This window comes from Microbacterium sp. 20-116, from assembly GCF_041079415.1.
In the GTDB taxonomy this organism is placed as follows: domain Bacteria; phylum Actinomycetota; class Actinomycetes; order Actinomycetales; family Microbacteriaceae; genus Microbacterium.
In genome coordinates this window covers 11,762-35,663 of sequence record NZ_JBFYGP010000011.1, presented here as the reverse complement: position 1 = coordinate 35,663, position 23,902 = coordinate 11,762, and the positions used below count along the sequence as shown (strand labels likewise).

Annotated in this window: 18 protein-coding genes; 7 read left to right on the top strand and 11 right to left on the bottom strand. The window is 70.6% G+C overall.

Going from position 1 to position 23,902, the window contains the following annotated elements; genetic code table 11:
• Positions 1-197: 197 nt before the first annotated feature.
• Positions 198-5,693: an alpha-L-arabinofuranosidase C-terminal domain-containing protein gene (locus AB6V29_RS15650; protein WP_369359787.1), complete on the bottom strand. Its 5,496-nt coding sequence runs from the start codon at positions 5,691-5,693 to the stop codon at positions 198-200.
• 271 nt (positions 5,694-5,964) lie between these two features.
• Between AB6V29_RS15650 and AB6V29_RS15645 the strand changes: the two genes are divergently transcribed.
• Together AB6V29_RS15645 and AB6V29_RS15640 are read left to right on the top strand one after the other, a co-directional pair.
• Positions 5,965-7,080: a S1 family peptidase gene (locus AB6V29_RS15645; protein ID WP_267788384.1), complete on the top strand. Its 1,116-nt coding sequence runs from the start codon at positions 5,965-5,967 to the stop codon at positions 7,078-7,080.
• Between the two features lie 67 nt (positions 7,081-7,147).
• The gene (locus tag AB6V29_RS15640) at positions 7,148-8,125 is read left to right on the top strand and encodes an acetylxylan esterase (protein WP_267788387.1); all 978 of its coding nucleotides are present in this window, start codon (positions 7,148-7,150) and stop codon (positions 8,123-8,125) included.
• Positions 8,126-8,203: 78 nt separating this feature from the next.
• On the opposite strand, the gene AB6V29_RS15635 is transcribed toward AB6V29_RS15640, so the two are convergent.
• Positions 8,204-8,764 carry an acyl-CoA thioesterase gene (locus AB6V29_RS15635; RefSeq protein WP_267788389.1) on the bottom strand — a complete coding sequence of 187 codons (561 nt, stop codon included), beginning with the start codon at positions 8,762-8,764 and terminating at the stop codon, positions 8,204-8,206.
• A gap of 142 nt (positions 8,765-8,906) precedes the next feature.
• Between AB6V29_RS15635 and AB6V29_RS15630 the strand changes: the two genes are divergently transcribed.
• A complete protein-coding gene (locus tag AB6V29_RS15630; RefSeq protein WP_369359785.1) occupies positions 8,907-9,413 on the top strand; it encodes an N-acetyltransferase family protein in 507 nt (168 codons plus the stop codon).
• A gap of 1 nt (position 9,414) precedes the next feature.
• Entirely contained in the window at positions 9,415-10,197 is a 783-nt protein-coding gene (cofE, locus tag AB6V29_RS15625) for a coenzyme F420-0:L-glutamate ligase (protein WP_369359783.1), read from the top strand.
• A 142-nt stretch (positions 10,198-10,339) separates the two neighbouring features.
• Here cofE and AB6V29_RS15620 read toward each other — a convergent pair whose 3' ends face one another.
• From AB6V29_RS15620 to AB6V29_RS15610, 3 genes are read right to left on the bottom strand one after another with little or no spacing between them, the layout of a single operon-like run.
• Positions 10,340-10,936: an energy-coupling factor transporter transmembrane component T gene (locus AB6V29_RS15620; protein WP_267788393.1), complete on the bottom strand. Its 597-nt coding sequence runs from the start codon at positions 10,934-10,936 to the stop codon at positions 10,340-10,342.
• Positions 10,930-11,592: an energy-coupling factor ABC transporter ATP-binding protein gene (locus AB6V29_RS15615; protein ID WP_267789355.1), complete on the bottom strand. Its 663-nt coding sequence runs from the start codon at positions 11,590-11,592 to the stop codon at positions 10,930-10,932. Before AB6V29_RS15615 ends, AB6V29_RS15620 begins: the two co-directional genes overlap by 7 nt.
• 38 nt (positions 11,593-11,630) lie before the next feature.
• Complete coding sequence (locus AB6V29_RS15610) at positions 11,631-12,227, bottom strand: biotin transporter BioY (protein ID WP_267788394.1); 597 nt, start codon at positions 12,225-12,227, stop codon at positions 11,631-11,633.
• Positions 12,228-12,292: 65 nt separating this feature from the next.
• Here AB6V29_RS15610 and AB6V29_RS15605 point away from each other — a divergent pair, with 65 nt between their 5' ends.
• Positions 12,293-12,862 (top strand): TetR/AcrR family transcriptional regulator C-terminal domain-containing protein, encoded by a 570-nt coding sequence (locus AB6V29_RS15605; RefSeq protein WP_369359780.1) that lies wholly within the window; start codon positions 12,293-12,295, stop codon positions 12,860-12,862.
• Positions 12,863-12,990: 128 nt separating this feature from the next.
• Here AB6V29_RS15605 and AB6V29_RS15600 read toward each other — a convergent pair whose 3' ends face one another.
• The 3 genes from AB6V29_RS15600 to AB6V29_RS15590 form a co-directional block, all read right to left on the bottom strand.
• Positions 12,991-14,361, bottom strand: coding sequence for a cytochrome b/b6 domain-containing protein (locus AB6V29_RS15600; protein ID WP_267788396.1), 1,371 nt, complete (start codon positions 14,359-14,361; stop codon positions 12,991-12,993).
• Positions 14,362-14,586: 225 nt separating this feature from the next.
• Positions 14,587-15,552: an electron transfer flavoprotein subunit alpha/FixB family protein gene (locus AB6V29_RS15595; protein ID WP_369359778.1), complete on the bottom strand. Its 966-nt coding sequence runs from the start codon at positions 15,550-15,552 to the stop codon at positions 14,587-14,589.
• Complete coding sequence (locus AB6V29_RS15590; protein ID WP_369359776.1) at positions 15,552-16,328, bottom strand: electron transfer flavoprotein subunit beta; 777 nt, start codon at positions 16,326-16,328, stop codon at positions 15,552-15,554. Before AB6V29_RS15590 ends, AB6V29_RS15595 begins: the two co-directional genes overlap by 1 nt.
• A 136-nt stretch (positions 16,329-16,464) precedes the next feature.
• Here AB6V29_RS15590 and AB6V29_RS15585 point away from each other — a divergent pair, with 136 nt between their 5' ends.
• Positions 16,465-16,992 (top strand): MarR family winged helix-turn-helix transcriptional regulator, encoded by a 528-nt coding sequence (locus AB6V29_RS15585; protein ID WP_267788399.1) that lies wholly within the window; start codon positions 16,465-16,467, stop codon positions 16,990-16,992.
• A gap of 4 nt (positions 16,993-16,996) precedes the next feature.
• On the opposite strand, the gene AB6V29_RS15580 is transcribed toward AB6V29_RS15585, so the two are convergent.
• The 3 genes from AB6V29_RS15580 to AB6V29_RS15570 form a co-directional block, all read right to left on the bottom strand.
• A complete protein-coding gene (locus AB6V29_RS15580) occupies positions 16,997-17,785 on the bottom strand; it encodes an enoyl-CoA hydratase-related protein (RefSeq protein ID WP_307313525.1) in 789 nt (262 codons plus the stop codon).
• 89 nt (positions 17,786-17,874) lie between these two features.
• Positions 17,875-19,053, bottom strand: coding sequence for an acyl-CoA dehydrogenase family protein (locus tag AB6V29_RS15575; RefSeq protein ID WP_369359773.1), 1,179 nt, complete (start codon positions 19,051-19,053; stop codon positions 17,875-17,877).
• Between the two features lie 80 nt (positions 19,054-19,133).
• The gene (locus AB6V29_RS15570) at positions 19,134-19,871 is read right to left on the bottom strand and encodes a VIT family protein (protein ID WP_369359771.1); all 738 of its coding nucleotides are present in this window, start codon (positions 19,869-19,871) and stop codon (positions 19,134-19,136) included.
• Positions 19,872-20,031: 160 nt separating this feature from the next.
• Between AB6V29_RS15570 and AB6V29_RS15565 the strand changes: the two genes are divergently transcribed.
• Positions 20,032-23,781: a choice-of-anchor I family protein gene (locus AB6V29_RS15565; protein ID WP_369359769.1), complete on the top strand. Its 3,750-nt coding sequence runs from the start codon at positions 20,032-20,034 to the stop codon at positions 23,779-23,781.
• Positions 23,782-23,902: the final 121 nt, after the last annotated feature.

Genomic DNA, 23,902 nt, shown 5'->3' with positions numbered 1-23,902 from the left:
CGGCCGGGGCACCGTTTTTTCGAGCCTCCTGTCCGGGATGCCGCGGTCACCTTACGGCGGCCGGGGCACCGTTTTTCCCGTCTCCTGTCCGGGATGCCGCGGTCACCTCACCGCGGCCGGGGCATCGTCTTTGCCAGTCCCCTGTTCGGGATGCCGCGGTCGCCTTGCGACGGCCGGGGCACCGTTCGACTCCGTCGTCAGCTGATCGCCCGGCGGCGGCGCTTCAGGGCCGCCCCGACCAGGACCGCGAGCAGTCCCAGGGCGAGGGCCGCGCCCGAGACCGCACCACCGGTCACCGCGAGCGGTGCCGTACTCGAATCTGCAGCGTCGTCCCGAGCCGGGGGAACGACGGGGGTGGTGCCCGTGGCGGCAGCCGTGACCTCGATACCCACCGCGGCCTCGACGCCGCCGATGCGCGCGATCACCCGGTGGACGCCCGCGGGGCTGTCCGAGGGGAGCGTGACGTTCACGAGGAACGCCCCGGCGGCGTCGGTGCGGACCGTGCCCAGCTGGACCGGAGTGGAGCGCAGTTCGAGCTCACCGTCGGCGTTCGCCGGCCAGCCCGTGCCCGACACGGTGATGACCCCGCCGGCGGTGAGGTCGCCCGAGACCGACAGAGTCGGGTCTCCCGCCTTCGCGCCGACAGAGGTCGATCCGATCCCGCTGACGTTGCCGGCCACGTCCACCGCCCGGTACGACACGGTGGTCACGCCCGCACCGACGCTCGCGACCGCCCGCTCCCCGGACGCGGTCGTCCAGGCCGCCGCGTCGCCGACGCGGTACTCCAGGCGCGCGACTCCCGACCCGCTGTCGCTCGCGAGGAGTGTCACCGTGCGGGCCGCGGCATCCACCGTCGCCGTCGTCGCCGGGGCGGTGCGATCGATCCTCACCGCCGCCGTCACCGACTCCGAGACGTTGCCCGCGGCGTCCGTCGCGCGGAACGCGAGGTTCCACGTCCCCTCCGCCGGGGTCACCGCGCCGGTGTACGTCGCCCAGGTCGTCCCCCCGTCGGCGCTGAACTCGAGGCGCGGCGCCGGGTCGAGGTCGTCGGTCGCCGAAGCCGTGACCGTCGGCTGCGACACGTACCACCCGTCGGCTCCATCGGGCGAGATCGGATCGGCCGTCACGGCCACCGTGGGCGCCGTCTTGTCGGCCGGACGCGTGTGCATCCGCACGAACGTGACCGAGTACGGCTCGAACGAGTGCGTGAAGGAGTTCGAGACCGGCATCTGTGAGGCCTTCGGGGCCACGGGCGTCGACGTCGCCGTGTTCAGCGCCGTCGGAGCCGCCTGCAGGGTCGTCACGTCCGCGGTCGGGAGCACCGTGAGCCCTCCGAGATCGACCTTCGTCACCGCCGCCTTGGCCTGGGCGTTGACGACCTTCAGGATCACGTCTCCCGTTGACTCGTCCTTCGTCATGACCTGGGCGAAAGGCTCGACCGCCGTGTTGGAGAACTGCCCCTGCTGCACGCCGTCGGCGAAGAGCGTCACCTGGGCGCCGCGCACCTGGACGCGCAGGTCATAGGTCCGACCGGTCTCGACGCGGGGGGTACCCGTGTCGGCGACGATCGATTTCGCACCGTCCACGGCCTTCTCCACGACGCTGCGGGTGTTCCCCCATCCGCCGAGGTTCCACCACAGGTAGTCGGCCGACCCCTTCACGCCGAAGCCCACGAGGAAGCCCTCGGCGCCGGCGAGCTTCGTGGCCTTGAGCGAGACGTCGTAGTCGGTGGCGGTCAGTGCGGGACCGGCGACCAGCGTGTTGTTCGCCGTCGTCGAGGACTGCACGTAGCTGCCGTCGGCGGCCGACCACGAACCCGCGCCCGCGAGCTTGGTCCATCCGTCGTCGTTCTTGTCGGCGAAGTCGTCGGAGAAGAGCGTCTTCCCGTCGGGCGTCGTGACCTTCACGTCGTCGTAGCGGGCGGAGGTGCTCCACGTCGACAGCCCTACGGCACCGGAGACAGCGGTGGATGCCAGGTCTCCGCCCGCCGTGGTCGGAACGACCCGGTCGCCGACGTTGCGCATGAAGAGCTTCTGCACCTCGTAGTTCGCCGAGCCCCACACCTGGTCGCGGTCGAACCAGATGAGGTCGGGGCTCCACTGCACGTTGCTGGTGTCGGCCAGCAGCGGCGCGTACGACGCCATCTTGACCACGTCGGCGTTGCGCTCGAGGCCCGTCATGTACGCGGCCTCGGAGAGAGCGTTCGCGAACCGGTTGTCACGCGAGGCGTACTCACCGATCCACACCTTGGGTCCGCCCCGGTCGTACGAGTCGTACCGCTGGTTGTGCGAGAGGAACCACGAGGGGTCGCGGTAGTAGTGCTCGTCGACCATGTCGACCTTCTCGGCCCTGTTCTGCTCCCAGTGCTTCTCGAAACTCGCGCCCTCGGCGTCGGGGCCCGAGTTGCTGATCAGGATCATGTCGGGGTACTTCGACATGATGGCATCCCGGAACTGCACGAAGTTCGCCATGAACGCCTCGGGGTAGTTCTCCTCGTTGCCGATCTCGATGCGGTCGAGCGCGAAGGGGGCGGGGTGGCCCATGTCAGCGCGGAGCTTGCCCCACGTCGTCGTCACGTCGCCCTTGGCGAACTCGATGAGGTCGAGGGTGTCCTGGATGTGGCGCTGGAGCAGGGCCGGGTCGGTCGGCTGGAGGGCCTGACCGCAGCCGTTCATCAGGGCCGGTACATCGGGGACGGGCTTGGCGCCGATGTCTTCCGCGAACTGGAAGTACTCGTAGTACCCCAAGCCCAGCGACTGGTTGTAGCCCCAGAAGTTGGCGTTGGTGGCTCGGGTCTCGACCGGGCCGACGCTGTCCTTCCACTGGTACGACCGGGCGCGCTCCCAGTTCGAGTCGGCCGAGTAGTCCTCGTGGCTGTTGACGTTGACGATGCAGCCGCCGGGGAAGCGCACGAACTTGGGGTGGAGGTCGGCGATCTTCTGCGCGATGTCCTTGCGCAGACCGTTCTCGCGGCCCTTGAAGGTGTCGCGCGGGAACACCGAGACCTCGTCGAGCCGGAGCGTTCCCGCCCCTGCCGCCTGCACGAGCACGCGCGCGGCGTCGGTCGTGGCCGTCGCCGTCACGGAGCCGCGGTACTTCACCCAGCCGTCTCCGCCCACGGTCGCGGTGAAGGGGTTCGACAGCACCGTACCGTCGGCGGAGCGCAGCGCGAGCGAGACGGGGGTACCGCTGGTCGCGGTGGTGCGCGCCCAGAACGACACGTCGTAGACGCCGTCCTTCGTGAGGGCCACCCCGGTGTCGAAGCCCGCGTTCTCCACGCCGTACGTCCCCGCGCCGCTGTTCAGGTCGAGCTGCAGGTAGGTGCGGTTGCGCTCGTTCATGCGCTCGTCGTCGTCGACCGGCTTCGCCGATCCCGCACCGCCGCCCAGGGCCACGGGCGTCCACGCGGTCATCCCGGTGAAGCCCCGGTTGTCGACGGGCAGGAACTCGAACGAGCGGTTGCGCACGAGCTCGGCGTACAGGCCGCCGTCTGCGGCATTGTTGATGTCTTCGAAGAAGACGCCGTACATCGCGTCATCGATCTCGGCGCCGTTCTGGCTCGGGTCAGCCGTGATCGAGTAGTCCGCGGTCTCGTCCGTCGGGTACGCCGCGAGCAGCCGCTGCTGCTCCGCCGCGCTGATCGGCAGGACGGTTCCGTGACGCGGACGCGCCGGGAGGGTGGCATCCAGAACCGACGTCCAGTTCCCGGAACCGATGTCTCGGGTCTCGAACATCATGTAGCCCTGACCGCCGTGGTAGCTCGGTTGGTCGATGAGCATGTACCAGTGACCGGCCTCGGCGTTGTCGGCGAACACCGTGGGTCCCTCGCCGTTGGTGAACGTCCCGCCCCAGGGGTTGGGCTGACCGACGCCGATCTGCTCCTTCACGAGCTGCCAGCCGGGGCTGGAGGTCGGGGTGGGAAGGGAGCCGGATACGGTCGCGGTGAGCGAGGTCGAGCGCTCCTGGCGCACGGTCATCGACGCTTCGTCTTTGATGAAGCGGTAGTACGTGTCGCCGTCGCGCACGACGGTGGCGTCGATCGTGCCCTTACCCGCGCCGCGCTGGACGTCGACCCATGGCTGCGGCTCGCTGAAGGTGACGAAGTCGCGCGTGGTGACCATCATCATGCGGTTGTAGGTGTCCGATGCCTTCCGGCCCGCGGTGGACGCGCTCGGGTACAGGTTCGATGCCCAGTAGACGACGTACTCACCGCGGTCGGCGTCCCACGTGGCTTCGGGGGCCCAGGTGTTGCCGGCCAGCTCGCTCGACACGGTGATCTGCCGGAGCGGGCTCCAGGTCGCGAGGTCGTCGGACTGCCAGACATTGAGCGTGCGGCTGCCGACCTCCTGTGCGCGGCCGAAGTCGCCGTTGTAGAGGTCGTACATGTTCAGGTCGGTCGACAGCATGTAGAAGCGGTCACCGTCGGGCGAACGCATCACGAAGGGGTCGCGGATGCCCTTCTCGCCCTGGTCCGAGGTGAGCACGGGCTGCCCGTCGTTCAGGGTCAGCCAGCTCTTCGGGTCGTTCCCGCGGCTCGTGGCGAACGAGATCTCCTCGTCCGTTGTCGTGCTCTCACCGGTGAAGAACGGGAAGAAGTAGCCCTCGAGCTTCTGCTGCGCGGGCTTCGGCTGGACGACCAGGTCGAAGGTGCGCGTGGTCTCGCTCGACCCCTTCGCGACCGTCGCGGTGAGCGTCACGGTCACGGCCGCCGACCCGGTGGCCGGTCGCGCGACCTCGCCGGTCGGGGTCACGACCTGCGCGTTCGACGACGACCACGCCACCGATGTGCCGTTCGACCCGACCGTGGGCAGCGTCACGTTGCCGCGCACGTCGTCGGCATCCGGGATCGAGAGGGCCTTCGCGGCGGTGTCGACGTCCTGGGCGTTCGTCGGGGTGCCCTGCGCGACGAGCGCCTTGACGTCGTCGTCGCTGAGCGCGCTGTCGAAGATCGCGACATCGCGCACGCCGCCCTTCCACGAGCGATCGGGATAGGACGAACGACCGATGTAGCCCACGAGACCGGAGCCGAAGTCGGCGATCGAACGCGAGGTGGCGACCGTGCCGATCTTCGTCTCGCCCAGGTAGGCGGTGATCGAGGTGGGCGTGATCACCGTGGTGTACAGCGCCCATTCGGACGTCGAGGAAGGACCCGGGATGCCGCGGGTGCCGTCAGTCGGAGCGATCCCGCGCTCGAGGGTCCAGGGCTGGGCGATCCGCGGCCCGTCGGTGAGGACCGACTTGACCTGACCGGCCGGATTGGCGGGGTTGAGCAGCCAGTACTGCTGGGGGAGGTTCTCTGTGGTGCCGAAGAACATCGCGGCCTGGTTGCCGGAGCCGGTGCGGTCCTGCAGCCACGCGGAGACGGTGACGGTGCTCTTGCCGTCGAACAATCCCTTCGGCAGCTCGACGTACGCCGCCGACGAACCCGCCGCGCCGCCGGGGAGCGACAGGGCGTCGCCCTCGACCGTCGCCCCGGCGCCGACGACGGTCGCATCGCGACCGTGACCCGAGGCATCGGGAACGACGGTGCCCGAGGTGGCGGCGAAGTCGTACGACGCCAGCGGCGCGGGCAGCGGTGCCGCCGACGCGGCGGCACCCGGAACGAGGCCGGTCAGAACGACGACGGCGGCTGCGGCGATCGCGCCCGCGCGTCGAATCCGTCCCCCGGGCAGATGGGGTCGTGACAGCACCATGATCGTCCTCCTCGACGATGGGTGGCCGGCTGACAGCCGGCGTGCAGCGGCGCTGAATGTGAGCGCTCACTATGAGTAGTGTCTGAGATTCCCAACGGCAAAGTCAATGCATGAATGCGCCACTTTGTGCGTTTCGAGCGGGCGATGTGAAGCTTCACAGAAGCAACAGGCAACTGAAAGAAAGCTGCGCGACTGCGTTTTACGGCCACAACGATGTTTTACTTCCGGCGGGTACCCACACCATTTATCCCCCTGGATGGAAGGTCACTCCGTGAACCGCATATCGAAAATGACCGTGGGCGCGTCCGCCCTCGGGCTGATCCTCGTCTCGGCGGCCGCAGCGCCCGCGCTGGCCCAACCGTCACCCGCCGCGTCTTCCCCCTCCTCCGAGACGCAGCTGCTCGGTGCCATGGCCGAAGCCCTCGGCACCGACGTCGCCGGCGCGCAGGACGTCCTGCGCTTCCAGGCCGACGCCGCCGCCCTCACGGCCGATGCCTCGGCTGTCGCCGGCGACGCCTACGCCGGTTCGTGGATCGATGAGAGCAGCCGCGCCGTCTACGCCGCCGCGACCAGCGAGGTCGCCCGCGCCCTCGTCGCGAACGCCGGTGCCGTTCCGGTCGCGGCCGAGCACTCGCTGAACGAGCTCGAGGGTGTCACCGCGCGTGTCAGCGCCGCAGACCGCCCCGCCGGGGTCGCCTCGTGGCACGTCGACGTCGCGGCCAACGATGTCGTCGTCGAGGCCCTCCCGGGCTCGGAGGCCAGCGTGACCGCCTTCGTGACCGGCCTCGGCGTCGACGCCGACGCGGTGCGCGTCGAGACGGCCGGCGGCACGCCGCAGACCTTCGACGACCTGCGCGGCGGCATCGCGTATTACATCTCGAACCAGTACCGCTGCTCGATCGGCTTCGCTGTCGTGGGCGGCTTCGTCACCGCCGGCCACTGCGGCAGCCAGGGCGAGAGCACGAACTACGGCACCTTCGCGGGCTCGTCGTTCCCCGACAACGACTACGCCTGGGTCTCCACCCCGAATCACAACCCCCTGGGCGAGGTCGTCGACTGGTCGGGCGGCAACGTGGCGGTCAAGGGTTCCACGCCCGCCCCCGTCGGAGCGACGGTCTGCCGGTCCGGGTCGACCACCGGATGGCACTGCGGCGAGATCCTGGCCTACGACACATCCGTGCAGTACGGCAGCGACACCGTCAACGGTCTCATCGAGACCACCGTGTGCGCCGAGCCCGGCGACTCGGGCGGTTCGCTCCTCGCCGGTGATCAAGCCCAGGGCGTGACCTCCGGCGGATGGGGCGACTGCAGCAGTGGTGGTCAGACCTGGTTCCAGCCGGTGAACGAGATCCTCGACGCCTACGGCCTCACCCTGCTCACGAACTGAGCACCCGCAACGCCCCGATCACCCTCGTGGAGTCGGGGCGTTGCCGTGCCCGCTACTGTCGATGTCCATGGCCGTGACCTTCACCGACATGCCACTCGACCTGCTGCGCGAGTACCGCCCCTCCCTGGTGGAGCCCGCGGGATTCGACGACTTCTGGAGCGAGACCCTGACCACGGCCCGGGAGTCCGCCCGCCCCGCGTCCCTCACCCCTGTCGAGGCCCCCGTCAGAGCGCTGAGCGTTCACGATCTGACGTTCACCGGCTTCGCGGGGGACGAGATCCGCGGCTGGGTCGTGCGGCCGCACGGCGACGAGGTCCTCCCCGCCGTCATCGAGTACATCGGCTACGGCGGCGGCCGTGGGTTGCCCGGCGAGAAGCTGTCGTGGGCGGCAGCCGGATACGTCCACGTCATCATGGACACGCGCGGCCAGGGCTCCACGTGGAGCAAAGGCGACACCCCCGACCCGCACGGCTCGGCGGCTGCGTTCCCCGGTGTCATGACGCGCGGCATCCTCGACCCCCGCGACTACTACTACCGCCGCCTCTACACCGACGCCGCACGTCTCGTCGATGTGGTGCGCGAGCTCCCCGGCGTCGATCCCTCTCGCGTGGCCGTCACCGGGGGCAGCCAGGGCGGGGCCCTGTCGATCGCGGCGGCCGCCCTCAGCGGCGATGCGGTGGCGGCGGTCATGCCCGACGTGCCGTTCCTGTGCGACATCCCGAACGCGATCGTCCGCACGCCGTCGGCACCCTTCACCGAGATCACGCGGTACCTGTCGGTGCACCGCGACGAGGCCGAGCGCGCCCTGCACACCCTCTCGCACATCGACGGCGCCATCCACGCGCGCCGCATCAGCGCGCCCGCCTACTTCTCCGTCGGTTTCATGGACGACATCGTTCTACCGTCCGGAGTGTTCGCGGCGTTCCACGCACTCGCCTCCGACGACGCAGCGATCGAGGAGTACACCTACAACGGCCACGAGGGCGGCGGCCACCGCCACTGGATGCGCCAGGTCGCCTGGCTCGACGCGCGCTTGGACCGGTAGGGCCGGTCTTAGCACCGGTGGCCCCGACCCCGCGTCTCGACTGCGCCGCGCCCTGCCGCGCATAGGAGGGGTGAACCCTCACCCCCACACGCTCGGCGCGGGGCGCTTCGTCGACGGCAGGGCCGAACCCGCCGCCCAGTCGTGCACCCACGACTCGATGTCGGGCAGCCCCTCGGGGCGCCCGACGGCGGCGAACAGCTCGTCGTGCGGGACCGTGCCGCCGGTACGGCGGAGGATGCGGGCACGGATCATCGCCCGGGCGTAGATCTCGCCCCTCACCAGCGCGCGGTGTTCGAGGTAGACCGCGCGATCGTCGTGCCCGATGAGACGGGTCTCGAGCACGAACCGCTGCCCGAGCTCGAGGGAACGACGGAACGTGATGGTCTCGGCGGCGACCACCGCGTACCAGCCCTGCTTCGTCATCGCGGCGAGCAGACCGGTGCGGGTCAGCAGATCCCACCGCCCGAGGTCGAACAGCGACAGGTACCGTCCGTTGTTCAGGTGGCGCAGCAGATCGATGTCGGTGGGCAGGACGCGGATCGACACGCGGGCCACGGTGTTCGGATCGATGGGACCTTCGCGACGAAGACGACGGCGGGCACGAGCGAGCACCAGCAGGGTGCGCCAGAGGACGTTCACGAGGGGCGAGCGTAGCGATCCGACCACGGGTCGGCGATCCCGTTGTAGACGAGCGACAAGGTGGCCAGCTCGCCATATAGCGCATCCGGGAGCCGGAGCGCCTCGATTTCACCCGCGACGAGCGCCCGCGTAGAGTCGCGCCATGACTGCGGAAGCCCGAACCGACATCGTCGTCCGTCCGGTAAGAGACGTGGATGCCGAGGCCCTCGGCCGCGTGCACGCGACCTGCTGGCACGAGACCTACGACCACCTGATCAGCAAGGCCGCCCTCGAGGCCGTCTCGCCTCGCCGCATGGCCGAACTCTGGACCCACTGGGCCTCCCAGGGTGAGGATTACCGCATGCACGCGGCCCTCGTCGACGGCGAGATCGTCGGTTTCGTCGGCTCGGGCCCGGCGCGCGACGACGACGCTCCGCGCGAGCGCGAGCTGTACTTCATCTACCTGCTCGACGCGTACCACGGCACCGGTATCGGCCAGCAGCTGTTCGACGCTGCGATCGACGACGGTGAGGGCGTGTACCTCTGGGTCGCCGAGGACAACCCCCGCGCGCACCGCTTCTACACGCGCAACGGCTTCACCCTCGACGGCGCCTCGCAGGTGCAGCCCTTCCTCGGTGAGGAGCTCACCGAGGTGCGCTTCGTCCGCTGACGTGCTGCAGATCTGGGCCCTCGACGGCATTCCCGAGATCACCGCGGGCGACGACCTCGTCCGGGTGATCCTGGATGCCACGACCGAACCCCTGCGTGACGGTGTCGACGGGTCGCTCCGCGACGGCGACATCGTGGTCGTCACCAGCAAGATCGTGTCGAAGGCCGAGGGCCGGATCATCCGCGCCGCGGACCGCGAGGACGCCATCACGCGCGAGACCGTGCGTCTCGTGGCATCGCGCACCTCCCCCACCGGGCACGTGACGCGGATCGTCGAGAACCCCCTGGGCATCGTCTCGGCCGCCGCCGGCGTCGACGCGAGCAACACCCCCGAGGGCACCGTGCTGCTGCTGCCGATCGACCCTGACGCCTCCGCGCGCGCCTTGGCGACCGGGCTGCGCGCCGCGACCGGGGCCCACGTCGGCGTCCTGATCACCGACACGCTCGGCCGCGCCTGGCGCGAGGGCCAGACCGATCACGCCATCGGCGCGGGCGGCGTGCACGTGTTCGAAGACCTGCGCGGAACGACGGATGCCGAGGGCCGCCCCCTCGTCGTGACCCTGCCCTGCGTGGCCGACGAGATCGCCGCGGCCACCGACCTCGTCAAGGGCAAGGCCGCGCGCCGCCCCGTGGCGGTCGTGCGCGGCCGCGGCGACCTGGTGGGAGAGCTCGACCTGCCCGGAGCACGCTCGATCGTGCGCGATCCCGTGCGGGACATGTTCCGTCAGGGAGCCGACGAGGCCTATGCCGAGGGCTTCGCCGCGGGGCGGGCCGCCGCGGGCTGACGCGGCGGGTCATCGCGCGGGGTGCTGACGCCGCGGTCGCGTCGTCCGCGCCTTGCCACCGCTCTCGCGTGTCGAGACCGCAGCCGTTCGGCGAAGAGGACGCATCGCACCGACGGTGGGCGCCCGCGGTCTCGGCGCCGACTCAGCGCACCCCGCGGGCGGCGAGGGCCTCGCCGAGCTGGTCGGCGTGCCGAAGCGACAGCACGAGGAACGGCACGATCGAGAGTCGCAGCGACGGCCGCACACCGCGGGCCCTCTGCGCCTCGCGCACCTCGGCAGCCCGTCGCGCCAGCACCGGCACGGTCGTGACCGTGACGGCGAGCAGCAGCGCTGCGCGCTCGGCATCGCCTCCGACCCGCCGCAGCGGGGCGAGTCCTCGCTCGAGGGCGTCGAGCAGCTCGTCCGCGCGCGTCGTCAACGGCAGCAGGGCCGCGATCAGCAGCGCCGCCGTCACGCGCGCGGTGTTCGCGACGGCGGGTTCGATGCCGAGGAACAGCAGTTGCCCCGCCGCGGTGACGACGACGATCCATCGCAGGGCCCAGGTCTGTCTGGCCAGCTCCCGAGCCCCCAGAGCCGACACCGCGTAGGAGGCCCCCGCCGCCGCCGCCGCGACCCCCGCGGCCCACAGGGTGGTCGGCAGCACCGCCACCGCGAGGGCGAGCACCGCGACCGCCAGCATCTTCGGGCCGGCGGGGAGCCGATGAAACACCCCCGTCCCCGGCCGATACACGGTCAGCACGTCAGCGACCGCTCATAGCGATCGACGATCCCGGATGCCGCGCCGGCGGCGAGCACGCGACCGTCCGCGAAGAGCACCGCGGCTTCGCATCGTCGTGCGAGGGCGAGATCGTGGGTGACGACGAGCGCGCGGTGGCGTCCGTCTCCGAGCAGATGGTCGGCCACCCGGCGGGCGTTGCGTGCGTCGAGGAGGGCCGTGGGCTCGTCGGCGACGACCAGCGCGGGGTCGCGCACGAAGGCGCCGCAAAGCGCGAGCAGTTGCTTCTGCCCACCGGACAGGTCCGAGGCGGGACGGTCCGCGAGGTCGGTGAGACCGAACCGTTCGAGGGCCGCGGCCACGCGCGCCGCCCGCTCGGGCTTCGGCAGGCGCTCGGGACGCAGCGAGAAGGCGACGTCATCGGACACGACCGGCATCACGATCTGCGCGTCGGGGTTGCTCAGCACGAGGGCGATGCGGCGGCGGTGGGTCGCGGCATCCGTCGCCGGATCCGCTCCGAGCACCTCGAGCGCGCCCGAGGACCGGGGCACGAGCCCCGCGACGACGCGGGCGAAGGTCGACTTGCCGGAGCCGTTGTCGCCGATCACGGCGATCGTGCGGGCATCGAGGTCGAGGGTCACGTCGCGGAGGACGTCTCGGCCGTCGAGGCGTGCGGCCAGGCGAGAGCAGCGGACGGTTCCTCCGCGGATCGTCGGCCTCACGCGCGGGCGATCGCCGCGGGGCGCACCGGAGTGCCCCAGTCGCGTCGGAAGCCCCGCGGGTAGGCGCGGACGAGGGTCGAGACCACGACGGTCGCGAGAGCGGCCTTGAGCAGATCTCCGGGGACGAAGACCAGGCTCGACAGCGCCGTCTCCCCGAGCGGCAGCCGGGTCACGAGACTCTGCACGGGGATGCCGACGGCGTAGATCGCGACGATCCCGCCCGAGACCATGGCCAGACCCGTACGCCAGACGACGGGCCGCCGTCCGCCCGCGTGCACCACGAGGCCGATGACCGCCGCCCCGAGGATCCACCCCAGCGCGTAGCCCGCCGTGGGCCCGAAGAAGACCGCGATGCCGCCGCGTCCGCCCGCGAGCAGCGGGAAGCCCGCCGCGACGAGGGCGAGCAGCACCGTGACCGAGAGGGCGCCGAGCGCCGGGCCGAGGACGGCACCCGCGATCATGACCCCGAGGGTCTGTGCGGTGATCGGCACGCCGCCGAAGACCGGGAAGCTCCCGGGGAGCCCGAGAACGGCGATGAGGGCGGCGAAGACGGCCACGCGGGCGAGGTCGGTGGCATCGAGGGAGCGGCGCATGGGGGCCTTTCGGATCGGGTACCTGAACACTGTTCACCTGAACGGCGTTCACTATACTCAGACTCATGGCACCGCGAGGACATACGGCCGACGACGTCGCGCGCACCGCCCTGCGGATCCTCGACGACCACGGCCTCCCCGACCTGACGATGCGTCGCCTCGCAACCGCCCTCGACGTGCAGGCCAGCGCCCTGTACTGGCACTTCCCCAACAAGCAGTCCCTGCTCGCGGAGCTGTCCGATCGGATCATGGGGCGCATGGCATCCGGCACCTCCGACGACCTCCGCTCTCGGGCCGGTGCCCTGCGCGATGCCCTACTGGCCTACCGCGACGGCGCCGAGGTCGTCTCGAGCACGCTCGCTCTGGGCCTGGGCTCGACCCTCGCGCTCGACCGACTGACCCAGGCGGTCGCCGCCGACGGCTTCGCCCCCGACACCGCTCGGCGGGTCGCCACCACGGTGCTGCACTACGTCCTCGGGTTCGTCTGGCACGAGCAGCAGCGCCTGCAGTACGACAGCGCCGGGGCCCGAGAGGGAGCACGGGATACGCCCTTCACCGCTGCATCCTCCGCCGACGACTTCACCTTCGGCCTCGATCTCATCGCCGCGGGGCTGCGCGCGAACGGTCGCGTCTGAGGCCCGAGCGGCCACCAGGGGAGTTACAGGGACCACCCGCGTTCCCCGAGACGACCCGAGATGCCGCGCATCGGCTCGTGATCTGGCCCGCCGGCTCGTGATCCCGGGGACGGCGACCCGCGGCAGCGTCAGCGCTGCTTGACCTCGCCGAACAGGCGCGCGATCGGCACGAGCACCGCGGGGCGCGCGGCCACCCAGGCCGCGGCCATCACGACGAGGGATGCCGCGAAGATCAGCAATCCGGTGGGATCGCTCACGAACGCCTCGGGATCGACCGCCCCGCGCGCGGCGTACATGTGGTTCAGGTTGCGCAGGGCGCCGGTGGCGAGGACGAGGGCGACGTGCACGATGATGAACGCCACGAAGAAGAGCATCGTGGGGAAGTGCACCTTGCGCGCCCACTCGACCGGGTACAGACGGTTGAGCCTCTCGGCGTTCTTGGGCCACACGCCCGACAGACGCACACCACTGACGATCGCCAGAGGCGCGGCGACGAAGGTGATCGCGAAGTACGACAGCTGCTGGAGACTGTTGTAGTTCACCCAGCCGTTCTCGGTGGGCCAGTCGAGAGAGGCGTACTGCAGCGCGGCCGAGAGCGCGTTGGGGAAGACCTCCCACGACGTCGGCACGATCCGCATCCACTGCCCGGTGACGAACAGCAGCACCACGAAGACGACGCCGTTCGCCATCCAGAGGATGTCGAGCGCCTGGTGGAACCACAGCGCGAGGCTGATGCGGCGCTTCTTGTTGTTGCGCGGCGACCAGAAGGCCGAGGGCCTCTTCTCTCGGCGTACCTGCCACCCGGTGCGGATGATCAGCAGCAGGAAGAAGCTGTTGAGGAAGTGCGACCAGTTCAGCCACGCCGGAAGCCCCACCGGAGCGGATGCGGGCAGGTGGTACTCGCCCGGGAATGCCGCGAGGAACTCCCGCCCGGGGCCGATCGCGAGCACGAATCGCGCGAGAAGCACGACGATGCCCACGAGAGCGAGTGCGAAGACGCCGAGAACGGCGGTCGATCCGAGCAGCTGGACGGGCGAGTAGTCGCCGAGGGCGGCTACCCGGGGCTTCGCGCCGGGTACCGCGCGAGTCGCGGAGCGACGGGCCGCGGCGCCGGGCCAGACGGTGCGTGCAACGGTGAGGGGCGGCCGCGGGGCCGGGTGCGCGAGGGCCCCGGGTGCCTCGGCCGGGGGCACGGGCACCGAGGTCGCGCCGATCGCGCCGTCAGCCGGCTCGGCGGGGACTGTCGCCGCAGACGCCCCAGCGGATTCGGACGCGTGCACCGGATCCGGACGCGACGGCGCCTCCGACCCGATTCCGCTGCGCACTCCCGAATCCGACGCCGAGCGCACACCGGATGCAGCACCGGATGCCGGAGGCCAGGGCTCCCCGCCGGGCTCGCGCGGCAGACCTCGGCGCACGCCGGTCGCCGCGGCATCCGACGTCACGCTCTGCTGTTCCGGACCGAGCGAAGGGCTCGCGAGCTCGACGGATTCGGACACGTGCCCCGGATCCGGGCGCGACGGTGCCTCCGACCCAATTCCCGTGGACGAATTCGAATCCGCTGCGGGAGAGCCGGCGCCGCGCTTCTCGACGGCCGCTGCGGGGCCGTCCGCGTCATCGTGAGGCGAAGACGTCGAGGGCGCGTCCGAGCCCGCGAGCGGCCAGGGCTCCCCACCGGGGACGCGCGGCAGCCCGCGACGCGGAGTGCGGGGTGTGGACGCCATCTACTTCTTGTGAGCCTCGAGCGCGCTGATGAGTTGCGGGACGACGGTGAACAGATCTCCGACGATACCGAAGTCGGCGATGTCGAAGATCGGCGCCTCGGGGTTCTTGTCGATCGCGACGATCGTGCGAGCGGTCTGCATGCCCGCGCGGTGCTGGATCGCACCCGAGATCCCCAGGGCGACGTACAGCCTCGGCGAGACCGACACCCCCGTCTGCCCGACCTGCGCGGTCGCGGGTACGTACCCCGCGTCGACGGCCGCGCGCGAGGCGCCGACGGCAGCGCCCAGGGCGTCGGCGAGCTGCTCGACGAGGACGAAGTCCTCTTTCGATCCCACGCCCCGGCCCCCGGCGACGACCGTCGCCGCGCCGCGCAGCTCCGGCCGGCTCGAGGGAGCGGTCGTCTCGGAGAACGCCTCGACGCGCGCGGAGGGCATCGCGGATGCCGGCACCTCGAGGTCTCGCACGGCGAGCGGCTGCGCGTCGAGGCGCCCCTCGACCGCCCCGGGCCGCAGGGTCGCGACGAGGGGCCCGAAGGTGGGCGCGCCGTCGACGGTGAAGGCACCGCCGAACACCGAATGGTGGGCCACCACACCGAGGTCGTCTCGAGCGACGCCGACGACGTCGGTGGCGAGGGGAAGGCGCAGCCGCACCGCGAGGCGGGCCACCGCATCACGCGATTCGATGGCGTTCGAGGCGAGCACCAGGTCGGGGTTCTCGGCTGCCACGGCGGCCGCGAGCACGTCGACGACCGGGCCGGTCAGGAGGGCGGGGTCCACCTCGGCGGAGAGGACGCGGACCGCCCCGAGCTCCGCGGCCTCCCGGGCGGCGCGGTCGAGCACCCCGGCGGGGGCCGCGATCACCGCGACCGGCTCTCCCACCGAGTCCGCGGCCACGAGCAGCCCGGGGGACGAGGCCGCCAGCGCTCCGGAGGGCAGCACCTCGAGCAGCACAAGAGCAGTGCTCATCACGCCACCCCCTCGGCCACGAGGAAGGCCGCGAGCTTCTCGCCGGCATCGCCCTCGTCGATGATCTTCGTCCCGGCCTCTCGCGGCGGCCTCTCGGCGACCGACAGCATGATGTACCGGGCCTGCGCCGGGTCTTCGGCCTCGACGCCCAGCTCGACGGCATCCGGGGTCTCGTACGGCTTCTTCTTCGCGGCCATGATGCCCTTGAACGTCGTGAACCGCCCCTCGGGCAGCGCCTCGGTCACCGAGACCACCGCGGGAAGCGACGCCGACACCCGCATCGTCCCGGCATCGCTCACGCGGTCACCGGACACGGTGTCGTCGGTCACCTCGAGACTCGACAGCGCGGTGAGCTGCGGCACGCCGAGCACCTCGGCGACCATCGCCGGAACGACTCCCCCACCGCCGTCGGTGGAGAGGTTGCCCGCGATGACCAGGTCGAACCCCGTGCGCCGGATGGCTGCCGCGAGCACGTCGGCGGTCAACAGCAGGTCGGCACCGCGCAGGGCGTCGTCGACGACGTGCACGGCCGAGGTCGCGCCCATCGCGAGCGCCTTTCGCACGGTCGCCGTGGCCGAGGCCGGAGCCATCGTGAGCACCACGACCTCGGTGCCGGGGTTCGCGTCGGCGTATGCGAGGGCGGCTTCGACCGCGCGCTCGTCGATCTCGTCGAGCACCGGGGCCGACGCGGCACGGTCGGAGAGCCCGGTCTCGAGGTCGAGGCGACGCTCACCCCAGGTATCGGGGACTTCCTTGATCAGCACCACGATCTTCATCGATCATGCTCCTTCGGTGAGAGGACGAATGCCGCCGCCCCGCGGCAGCGGCCGGACTCGGAGCGCCGACGGGCTCAGCCGCCGCCGGGCAGCGCGGCCCGCGGGCGAGCGGTACCGTGAAACGCGAGGAGGACCGATGACGCGACGATTACCGGTCGACCCGATCGCCGAGGCCAAGCGCCAGTGGCTCGCACACGGGTGGGACGCCGCCGCCGACGGCATGACGGTCGTGACCTCGGTGATCCGCGCGCACCAGTTGCTCCTGGCATCCATCGATCGTGCGCTCAAGCCCTTCGACCTGTCGTTCTCGCGGTTCGAGATGCTGCGGTTGCTCGCCTTCACGCGAGAGGGCCGGATGCCGATGGCCAGCGCGATCGCGCGCCTCCAGGTGCACCCGACGAGCGTCACGAACACGGTCGAGCGCCTCGCTCGAGACGGGCTCGTGACGCGCGAACCGCACCCGACCGACGGGCGTGCGGCCCTGCTCGCGCTCACCGAGGACGGGCGTCGACGGGTCGACGACGCCACGACGGCCTTGAACGAGGTGTTCGCCGATCTGGGCCTCGACGACGATGACGCGACGGCACTGGTGCGGATCATCGCGCGCTTCCGCAAGGGCGCCGGCGACTTCGCCGACCCCGCGCCGGTGCCCGATCCGCTCTGAGCGCTCATCGGTGCGTGAACGACGGCGACCGCTTCTCGCGGAAGGCCGCCATCCCCTCCTTCTGATCGGCGGTGTCGAACAGCGCCGCGAACGCCTGCCGCTCGAAGCGCACGCCCTCGGCCAGCGTCGATTCCAGGGCCACGTCGAGAGCGGCCTTGGCCGCGTACAAGGCCGGGAGCGGCTTCTCTGCGATCGTGCGGGCGACCGCCTCGGCTTCGTCGAGCAGGTCGGCCGACGCCACCACACGAGAGACGAGTCCGGCGCGCTCGGCCTCGGCGGCGTCGATCATGCGTCCGGTGAGCACGAGCTCGGCGGCCTTGTAGTACCCGAGCGCGCGGACGAGCCGCTGGGTGCCGCCCATGCCCGGGATCACGCCGAGCTGCACCTCGGGCTGGCCGAACTTCGCGCGATCGGATGCCAGGATCACATCGCACATGAGAGCGAGCTCGCACCCGCCGCCCAGGGCGTACCCCGAGACCGCGGCGATCACGGGCGTGCGGACGGCGGCGAAGCGCGCCCAGGCGCCGAAGTGGTCGGTGAGCATCATGTCGAGACCCGACTTCTGCTCCATCTCTTTGATGTCGGCCCCGGCCGCGAAGGCCTTCTCGCTGCCGGTCACCACGATCGCGCCGACGCCTTCGTCGGCGTCGAACGCCTCGGCAGCCGCGACGACCTCGGTCATGGTCCGTGTGTTGAGCGCGTTCAGCGCCTCGGGGCGATCGAGGGTGATCCACCCGACTCGTGCGCGCTGCTCGACGCGGATCGTCTCGTACCCTGCATCGTGATCCGTCATGTCACTCCCGTCTCATCGGCGCGGCGAAGCCCGCACCGGCATGCTCGCACGACCCGCCGACATCCGCCCGGGCCTTTCCTCCGCGCGCGTCACGCGGCCAGGACGCTGCGACCCACGATGAGCCGCATGATCTCGTTCGTCCCCTCGAGGATCTGGTGCACACGCAGATCGCGAACGACCTTCTCGATGCCGTAGTCCTGCAGGTAGCCGTATCCGCCGTGCAATTGCAGCGACTCGTTGGCGACGCGGAAGCCGACGTCGGTCGCGAACCTCTTCGCCATGGCGCACCGGGTCGCGGCGTCCGGAGTCTTCGCATCCAGGGCGGACGCCGCATCGCGCACGAGCAGTCGTGCGGCTTCGAGCTCGGTCGCCATGTCGGCCACCGCGAACACGACCGACTGCTTCTCGGCGAGGGCCTCGCCGAAGGTGAAACGCTCGTGCACGTAGGCGATCGCGCGATCGAGCGCCCAGCGCGCCCCGCCGATCGAGCACGTGGCGATGTTCAGGCGACCGCCGTTGAGGGCGTTCATCGCGATCGAGAAGCCGCGTCCCTCGCCGCCGAGGAGGTTCTCGGCGGGCACGCGCACCTCGTCGAAGATGACGGGACGGGTGGGCTGCGCGTTCCAGCCCATCTTCTTCTCGTTCGCTCCGAACGAGAGTCCTTCGGAGTCGGCGGGCACGAGGAAGGCGCTGATGCCGCGCGCTCCCGGCTCCCCCGTGCGAGCCATGACGACGTAGACCGACGCCTCGCCCGCGCCCGAGATGAACTGCTTGACCCCCGTCAGCACGTAGGTGTCGCCGTGCCGGATCGCCGAGGTGGTGATGGCCGCGGCGTCGGACCCGGCGCCGGGCTCGGTGAGGCAGTAGGCGCCGAGATCTTCCATGGCCACCAGCGACGGCAGCCACCGCTCGCGCTGCTCGGCGGTGCCGTAGGTGTCGATCATCCACGCGACCATGTTGTGGATCGTGATGTAGGCCGTGACCGTCGGGTCGCCGTAGGCGAGCTCCTCGAAGATCGCCACCGCGTCGACGCGCGACAACCCGGCGCCGCCCACGTCGTCGTTGACGTAGACGCCGCCGAGACCCAGCTCCCCCGCGCGGCGCAGCACGTCGCGGGGGAAGTGCTTCTCGGCATCCCATTCGAGGGTGCGCGGGGCGAACTCGGTCGCCGCGAAGTCGCGCACCGCGTCGAGGATGGCATCGCGCTCGTCGGAACTCAGGGTGCCGGTCGACGGGGCGTCGAGCGCGGGAGCAGGGGTGGTGTCCATGCGGCTCTCCTTCGGAAAGCGACGGCGTCGTCGCTCCCCTCAGATTACCTGGACGTCCTACTAATTGATAGAGGTACCGACTACGAGGCGGAGACCCCGAACAACGCGCCGACCGCGTAGGTCGCGGCGAGCGCGAGCGCACCGCCGACCACCGTGCGCAGCACCGCCCGCCCGCGCCGCGCCCCACCGAGCACGGCGGCGACGTAGCCCGTGATCGCGAGCGCGATGAGCACGGCGACGAAGGTGAGCGGAACGCGGATCTCGACCGGCGCCAGCAGGATCGTCGCGAGCGGCAGCAGCGCGCCGATGGTGAAGGCGACCGCCGAGGCGAAGGCCGCGGCCCACGGGCTCACGACATCCTCTGCGTCGATGTTGAGCTCGACCGAGAGGTGGGCCTTGAGGGCGTCGGATGCCGTGAGCTCGTTCGCCACGCGCGTCGCCGTGTCACGCGAGAGCCCCTGGGCCTCGTACATGCCCACGAGCTCGGCGAGTTCGGCCTCGGGGTCATCGGCGAGCTCACGCCTCTCTTTCTGGATGAGGGCGTGCTCGCTGTCGCGCTGGCTCGAGACCGAGACGTACTCGCCGAGCGCCATCGAGATGGCCCCACCGACGAGGGCGGCGAGGCCCGCGATCAGCACCGGACCGGTGTCGCTCATGGCCCCCGCGACACCGACCACGACCGCGGCCGTCGAGACGATGCCGTCGTTGGCGCCGAGCACGCCGGCGCGCAACCAGTTCAGTCTCTGCGAGAGCCCCTGGCGATGGGGCTCATCGGAGTGGGGCCCCGGGGGCGTCGCCGCGGGCGCGTTCTCGGTCATGCGACGAGCGTACGACCGCGTCCGTCCCGACGGGCCGATGACGGTTCACGGCCGTCGCGTTCCCTCCCCGTTCACCGGGTCGTCACGAACTCCAGGCAAAATCCACAGGATCGCGCCGCCCGCGCGGGTCGCTCCCCCACCCGAATCCGAGGACACAGCCATGCCTTCGACCTTCCTTCGCCGCGCCGCCGCGTTCACCGCGACGACCGCGGCGGTGTGCGCTCTCGCCCTGTCGAGTACCACCGCGGCATCCGCCGCGATCGTTTCGCAGCCCGTCTCGAACAGCGTCTCCGACGCCGCGATCAGCGTGACCCCGGTCGGCTCGTACGACACCGGCGTCTACAAGGAGTCGGCCGCCGAGATCGTGCAGGCCTACCGCGACCGCCTGTTCGTCGTCAACGCGCAGGCCGGCACCGTGACGGTGCTCGACAACAGCGATCCCAAAAAGCCCGTCAAGCTGTTCGACATCTCGTCGAACGGTGTCGCCAACTCGGTCGCCGTCCGCGACGACGGTCTCGGCGTGATCGCCTTCGAGGCCAGGACGAAGACCGACCCCGGTCACCTCGTCTTCTTCGACGCCAACAAGTCGGATGCCGCGAGTGCGAAGCTCGGCGAGGTCACCGTCGGCGCCCTGCCCGACATGGTGACGTTCTCGAAGGACGGCTCGTACGTCGTCGTCGCCAACGAGGGCGAGCCGGCGGCGGACTTCTCGGTCGACCCCGAGGGCTCGGTCAGCGTCGTCGCGGTGTCTTCCGCTCTCGCCGCCCCCGCGCAGAGCGCGGTCAAGACCGCCGGGTTCCGCGCCTTCGAGCCGGGCGGCACGAAGACGCTCGATGCGAAGGTGCGCGTCTTCGGCCCCGACGTGGCCGCCCCGGGCCAGGACCCGGCGACCCTGTCGACCAACCGCGTCTCGCGCAACCTCGAACCCGAGTACATCACCACCGACGGCACGGTGGCCTACGTCACCCTGCAGGAGAACAACGCCGTTGCGACGGTGGATCTCACGAAGGCCGAGGTGACCGGCATCCTGCCTTTGGGCTACAAGGATTGGGGCACCGTCGGACTCGACCCGAGCGACAAAGACGGCACGACGGCCGCCGAGAGCATCCACACCGTCGCTGGGCTCAAGGGCCTCTACATGCCCGACGGAATCGCCTCGTACTCGGCGAACACCAACGGCAAGGCCACGACCTACCTCGTCACCGCCAACGAGGGCGACGGGCGCAAGTGGGGCTCCTTCGACGACGAGGCGCGCATCAACGCCTTCGGCAAGAACGGCCTGGCGCCCATCTGCGCCTCGAGCCCGCTCGCGGGCCAGACCGCCAATGACGCCGCCGGTCGCCTCAAGGTCGTCACGGACCTCGGCAAGACAGCGGACGGCTGCTACAGCGAGCTCTACGCCTACGGCGGGCGCTCCTTCTCGATCTGGGACACCAAGGGCGCTCTCGTCTTCGACTCGGGCGACCAGTTCGAGCAGAAGCTCAAGAACGTCGCCCCGCAGCTGTTCAACGTCTCGAACGACAACAACACCCTCGACGACCGCAGCGACGACAAGGGCCCCGAGCCCGAGAACGTCACCATCGGCGTCGTAGACGGCCGCACCTACGCCTTCATCGGCCTCGAGCGCGCGGGCGGCGTGATGGTCTACGACATCACCGACCCGACGAAGGCGAGCTACGTCACCTACGTCAACAACCGCAACGTCAACACCACGAAGGCGGACGACACGATCGACTTCGCCGCGTCCGGTGACCTCGGCCCCGAGGGCATCACCTTCGTGTCAGCCCTGCGCTCGCCCACCGGCGTGCCGCTGCTGGTCACGGGCAACGAGGTCTCGGGCACCACGACCGTGTTCGAGGTGCGTCCGACGAAGCCGAAGACCCCCGACCTGCAGATCCTCACGATCAACGACTTCCACGGGCGCCTGCTGCAGGAGACCGGTGGCGTCGCCGGGGCCGCGGTGCTCGCCGGCGCCGTCGAGAAGTACCGCCAGCAGAACCCGAACACCCTGTTCGTCTCGGCCGGCGACAACATCGGCGCGAGCGCCTTCGAGTCGTTCATCGACCAGGACACCCCGACCATCAAGGCCCTCAAAGCCGCGACGCTCGACGTCAGCGCGGTGGGCAACCACGAGTTCGACCGCGGCTTCGCCGACCTGACCGAGCGGGTCATTCCCACCTACGGCGGCAACACGGGAGCATCGAGCGACTTCGCTCTCGGCGCGAACGTCTACAAGAAGGGCACGAACACCCCCGCCCTCAAGCCCTACACGATCAAGCAGGTCGGCAGCACGAAGGTCGCCTTCGTCGGCACCGTCACTCCGCAGACGGCCGGCATGGTCGACCCCTCGAAGATCACCGACATCGAGTTCGGCGACGAGACCGAGGCCGTGAACCGCGAGGCGAAGAACGCCCGCGCGGCAGGTGCCGACATCGTCATCGTGCTGGTCCACGACGGCTCGGAGAGCACGGACTGCACCACGATCGCGACCGAATCCAGCGACTTCGGCGCCGTCGTGCGCGGTGCCTCCGCCGACGTCAACGCGATCGTCTCGGCGCACACGCACCAGAAGTACTCGTGCACCATCGGGGGCCGCTCGGTCATCCAGACCGGCTCGTACGGCACGAACCTCGGCACGCTCGACATCGATCTGGATGCCACCGGCAAGCTCGTCTCGATCGCGCCCGGCGTGCGCTCGCTCTACGACTCCACCGTGGGCCAGTACATCGCCTACCCCCAGGCCGCCGCGGCGAAGGTCGTCGCGGATGCCAAGGCCACCGCCGACACGAAGGGCAAGGTCGAGGTCGGCACGATCACCGCTGACATCACGCGCGCGAAGAACAGCTCGGGTGGTGAGGATCGCGGTGCGTACTCCACGCTCGGCAACACCGTCGCGGACGTGTACCTCTGGGCCACGAGCGAGAACCCCTCGTTCAACGGGCAGGACGCGCAGATCGCGTTCATGAACCCCGGCGGTCTGCGGGCCGACCTGCTCTACGGCTCCGACAACGGCTCCGTGTCGTACCGCGAGGCGGCCAACGTGCAGCCCTTCGGCAACACGCTGGTGACGCTGTCGCTCACCGGCGCGCAGCTGAAGCAGGTGCTCGAGCAGCAGTGGCAGCCGTCGGGTGCGGCTCGCCCGGTGCTCGCGCTCGGCGTCTCGAAGGGCTTCACCTTCCAGTACGACCCGAAGGCGGCCGAGGGCTCGCGGATCTCATCGATCGCACTGAACGGAACGCCCATCGGCGCGACGACCTCGTACCGCGTCGTGACCAACTCCTTCCTCGCGGCGGGAGGCGACAACTTCGGCGTCTTCGCGCAGGGCACGAACAAGGCCGACTCGGGCCAGATCGACCTGCAGGCCACGGTCGACTTCTTCACCGCGAAGAAGACCATCGCGCCCTCACCTCTCGGCCGGGCGTACCTGGTCGGTTCGACGCCGGTCGACGAAGGCACGCCGAAGCCGACGCCCACCGCCAACCCCACGGGTCAGCCCACCGGCAGCCCCACGGCTTCGCCGTCGACCTCGGCGCGCATCACGGCGAGCGCGGCGCGCGTCGAGCAGGGCGGGTCGTTCACCGTCACCGTCTCGGGGCTGAACGCCGGCGAGCAGCTGACGGCCACGCTCAACAGCACGCCGATCGTGATCACCGGCATCCCGGCCGCAGATGCCTCCGGCACCGTGACCTTCCGGGTGAACGTGCCCGCGACTCTCGAACCCGGGGCGCACACGGTGGTCATCAAGCGCGCCGACGGCACCGTGCTCCCCGCTCTCGCGGTCGAGGTGGTCCGTAAGGGGGCCCTGGCGGCGACGGGCGCGCAAGCGCCGTGGGGCATCGCCCTCGCGGGCGGCTTCCTCGTGGTCGCGGGCGGTCTCGCCTTCGCCCTGCGTCGCCGCCGCACCGCCTGACGCGCGGATTCCGCAACGGCCCTCACCCCTCGGGGTGGGGGCCGTTGCGTGCAGGAATCGCCGGACTCCGCCGCGTCAGGACTCGCGCGAGAGACAGATCCCGGCGGCTCGCGACGAGCGC

Bases quoted from the DNA above. Each gene is read 5' to 3' on its own strand.
- AB6V29_RS15650 (WP_369359787.1), bottom strand. From the start codon at position 5,693: ATGGTGCTGTCACGACCCCATCTGCCCGGGGGACGGATTCGACGCGCG.
- AB6V29_RS15640 (WP_267788387.1), top strand. From the start codon at position 7,148: ATGGCCGTGACCTTCACCGACATGCCACTCGACCTGCTGCGCGAGTAC.
- AB6V29_RS15630 (WP_369359785.1), top strand. From the start codon at position 8,907: ATGACTGCGGAAGCCCGAACCGACATCGTCGTCCGTCCGGTAAGAGAC.
- AB6V29_RS15610 (WP_267788394.1), bottom strand. From the start codon at position 12,227: ATGCGCCGCTCCCTCGATGCCACCGACCTCGCCCGCGTGGCCGTCTTC.
- AB6V29_RS15605 (WP_369359780.1), top strand. From the start codon at position 12,293: ATGGCACCGCGAGGACATACGGCCGACGACGTCGCGCGCACCGCCCTG.
- AB6V29_RS15595 (WP_369359778.1), bottom strand. From the start codon at position 15,552: ATGAGCACTGCTCTTGTGCTGCTCGAGGTGCTGCCCTCCGGAGCGCTG.
- AB6V29_RS15590 (WP_369359776.1), bottom strand. From the start codon at position 16,328: ATGAAGATCGTGGTGCTGATCAAGGAAGTCCCCGATACCTGGGGTGAG.
- AB6V29_RS15585 (WP_267788399.1), top strand. From the start codon at position 16,465: ATGACGCGACGATTACCGGTCGACCCGATCGCCGAGGCCAAGCGCCAG.
- AB6V29_RS15580 (WP_307313525.1), bottom strand. From the start codon at position 17,785: ATGACGGATCACGATGCAGGGTACGAGACGATCCGCGTCGAGCAGCGC.
- AB6V29_RS15575 (WP_369359773.1), bottom strand. From the start codon at position 19,053: ATGGACACCACCCCTGCTCCCGCGCTCGACGCCCCGTCGACCGGCACC.
- AB6V29_RS15570 (WP_369359771.1), bottom strand. From the start codon at position 19,871: ATGACCGAGAACGCGCCCGCGGCGACGCCCCCGGGGCCCCACTCCGAT.
- AB6V29_RS15565 (WP_369359769.1), top strand. From the start codon at position 20,032: ATGCCTTCGACCTTCCTTCGCCGCGCCGCCGCGTTCACCGCGACGACC.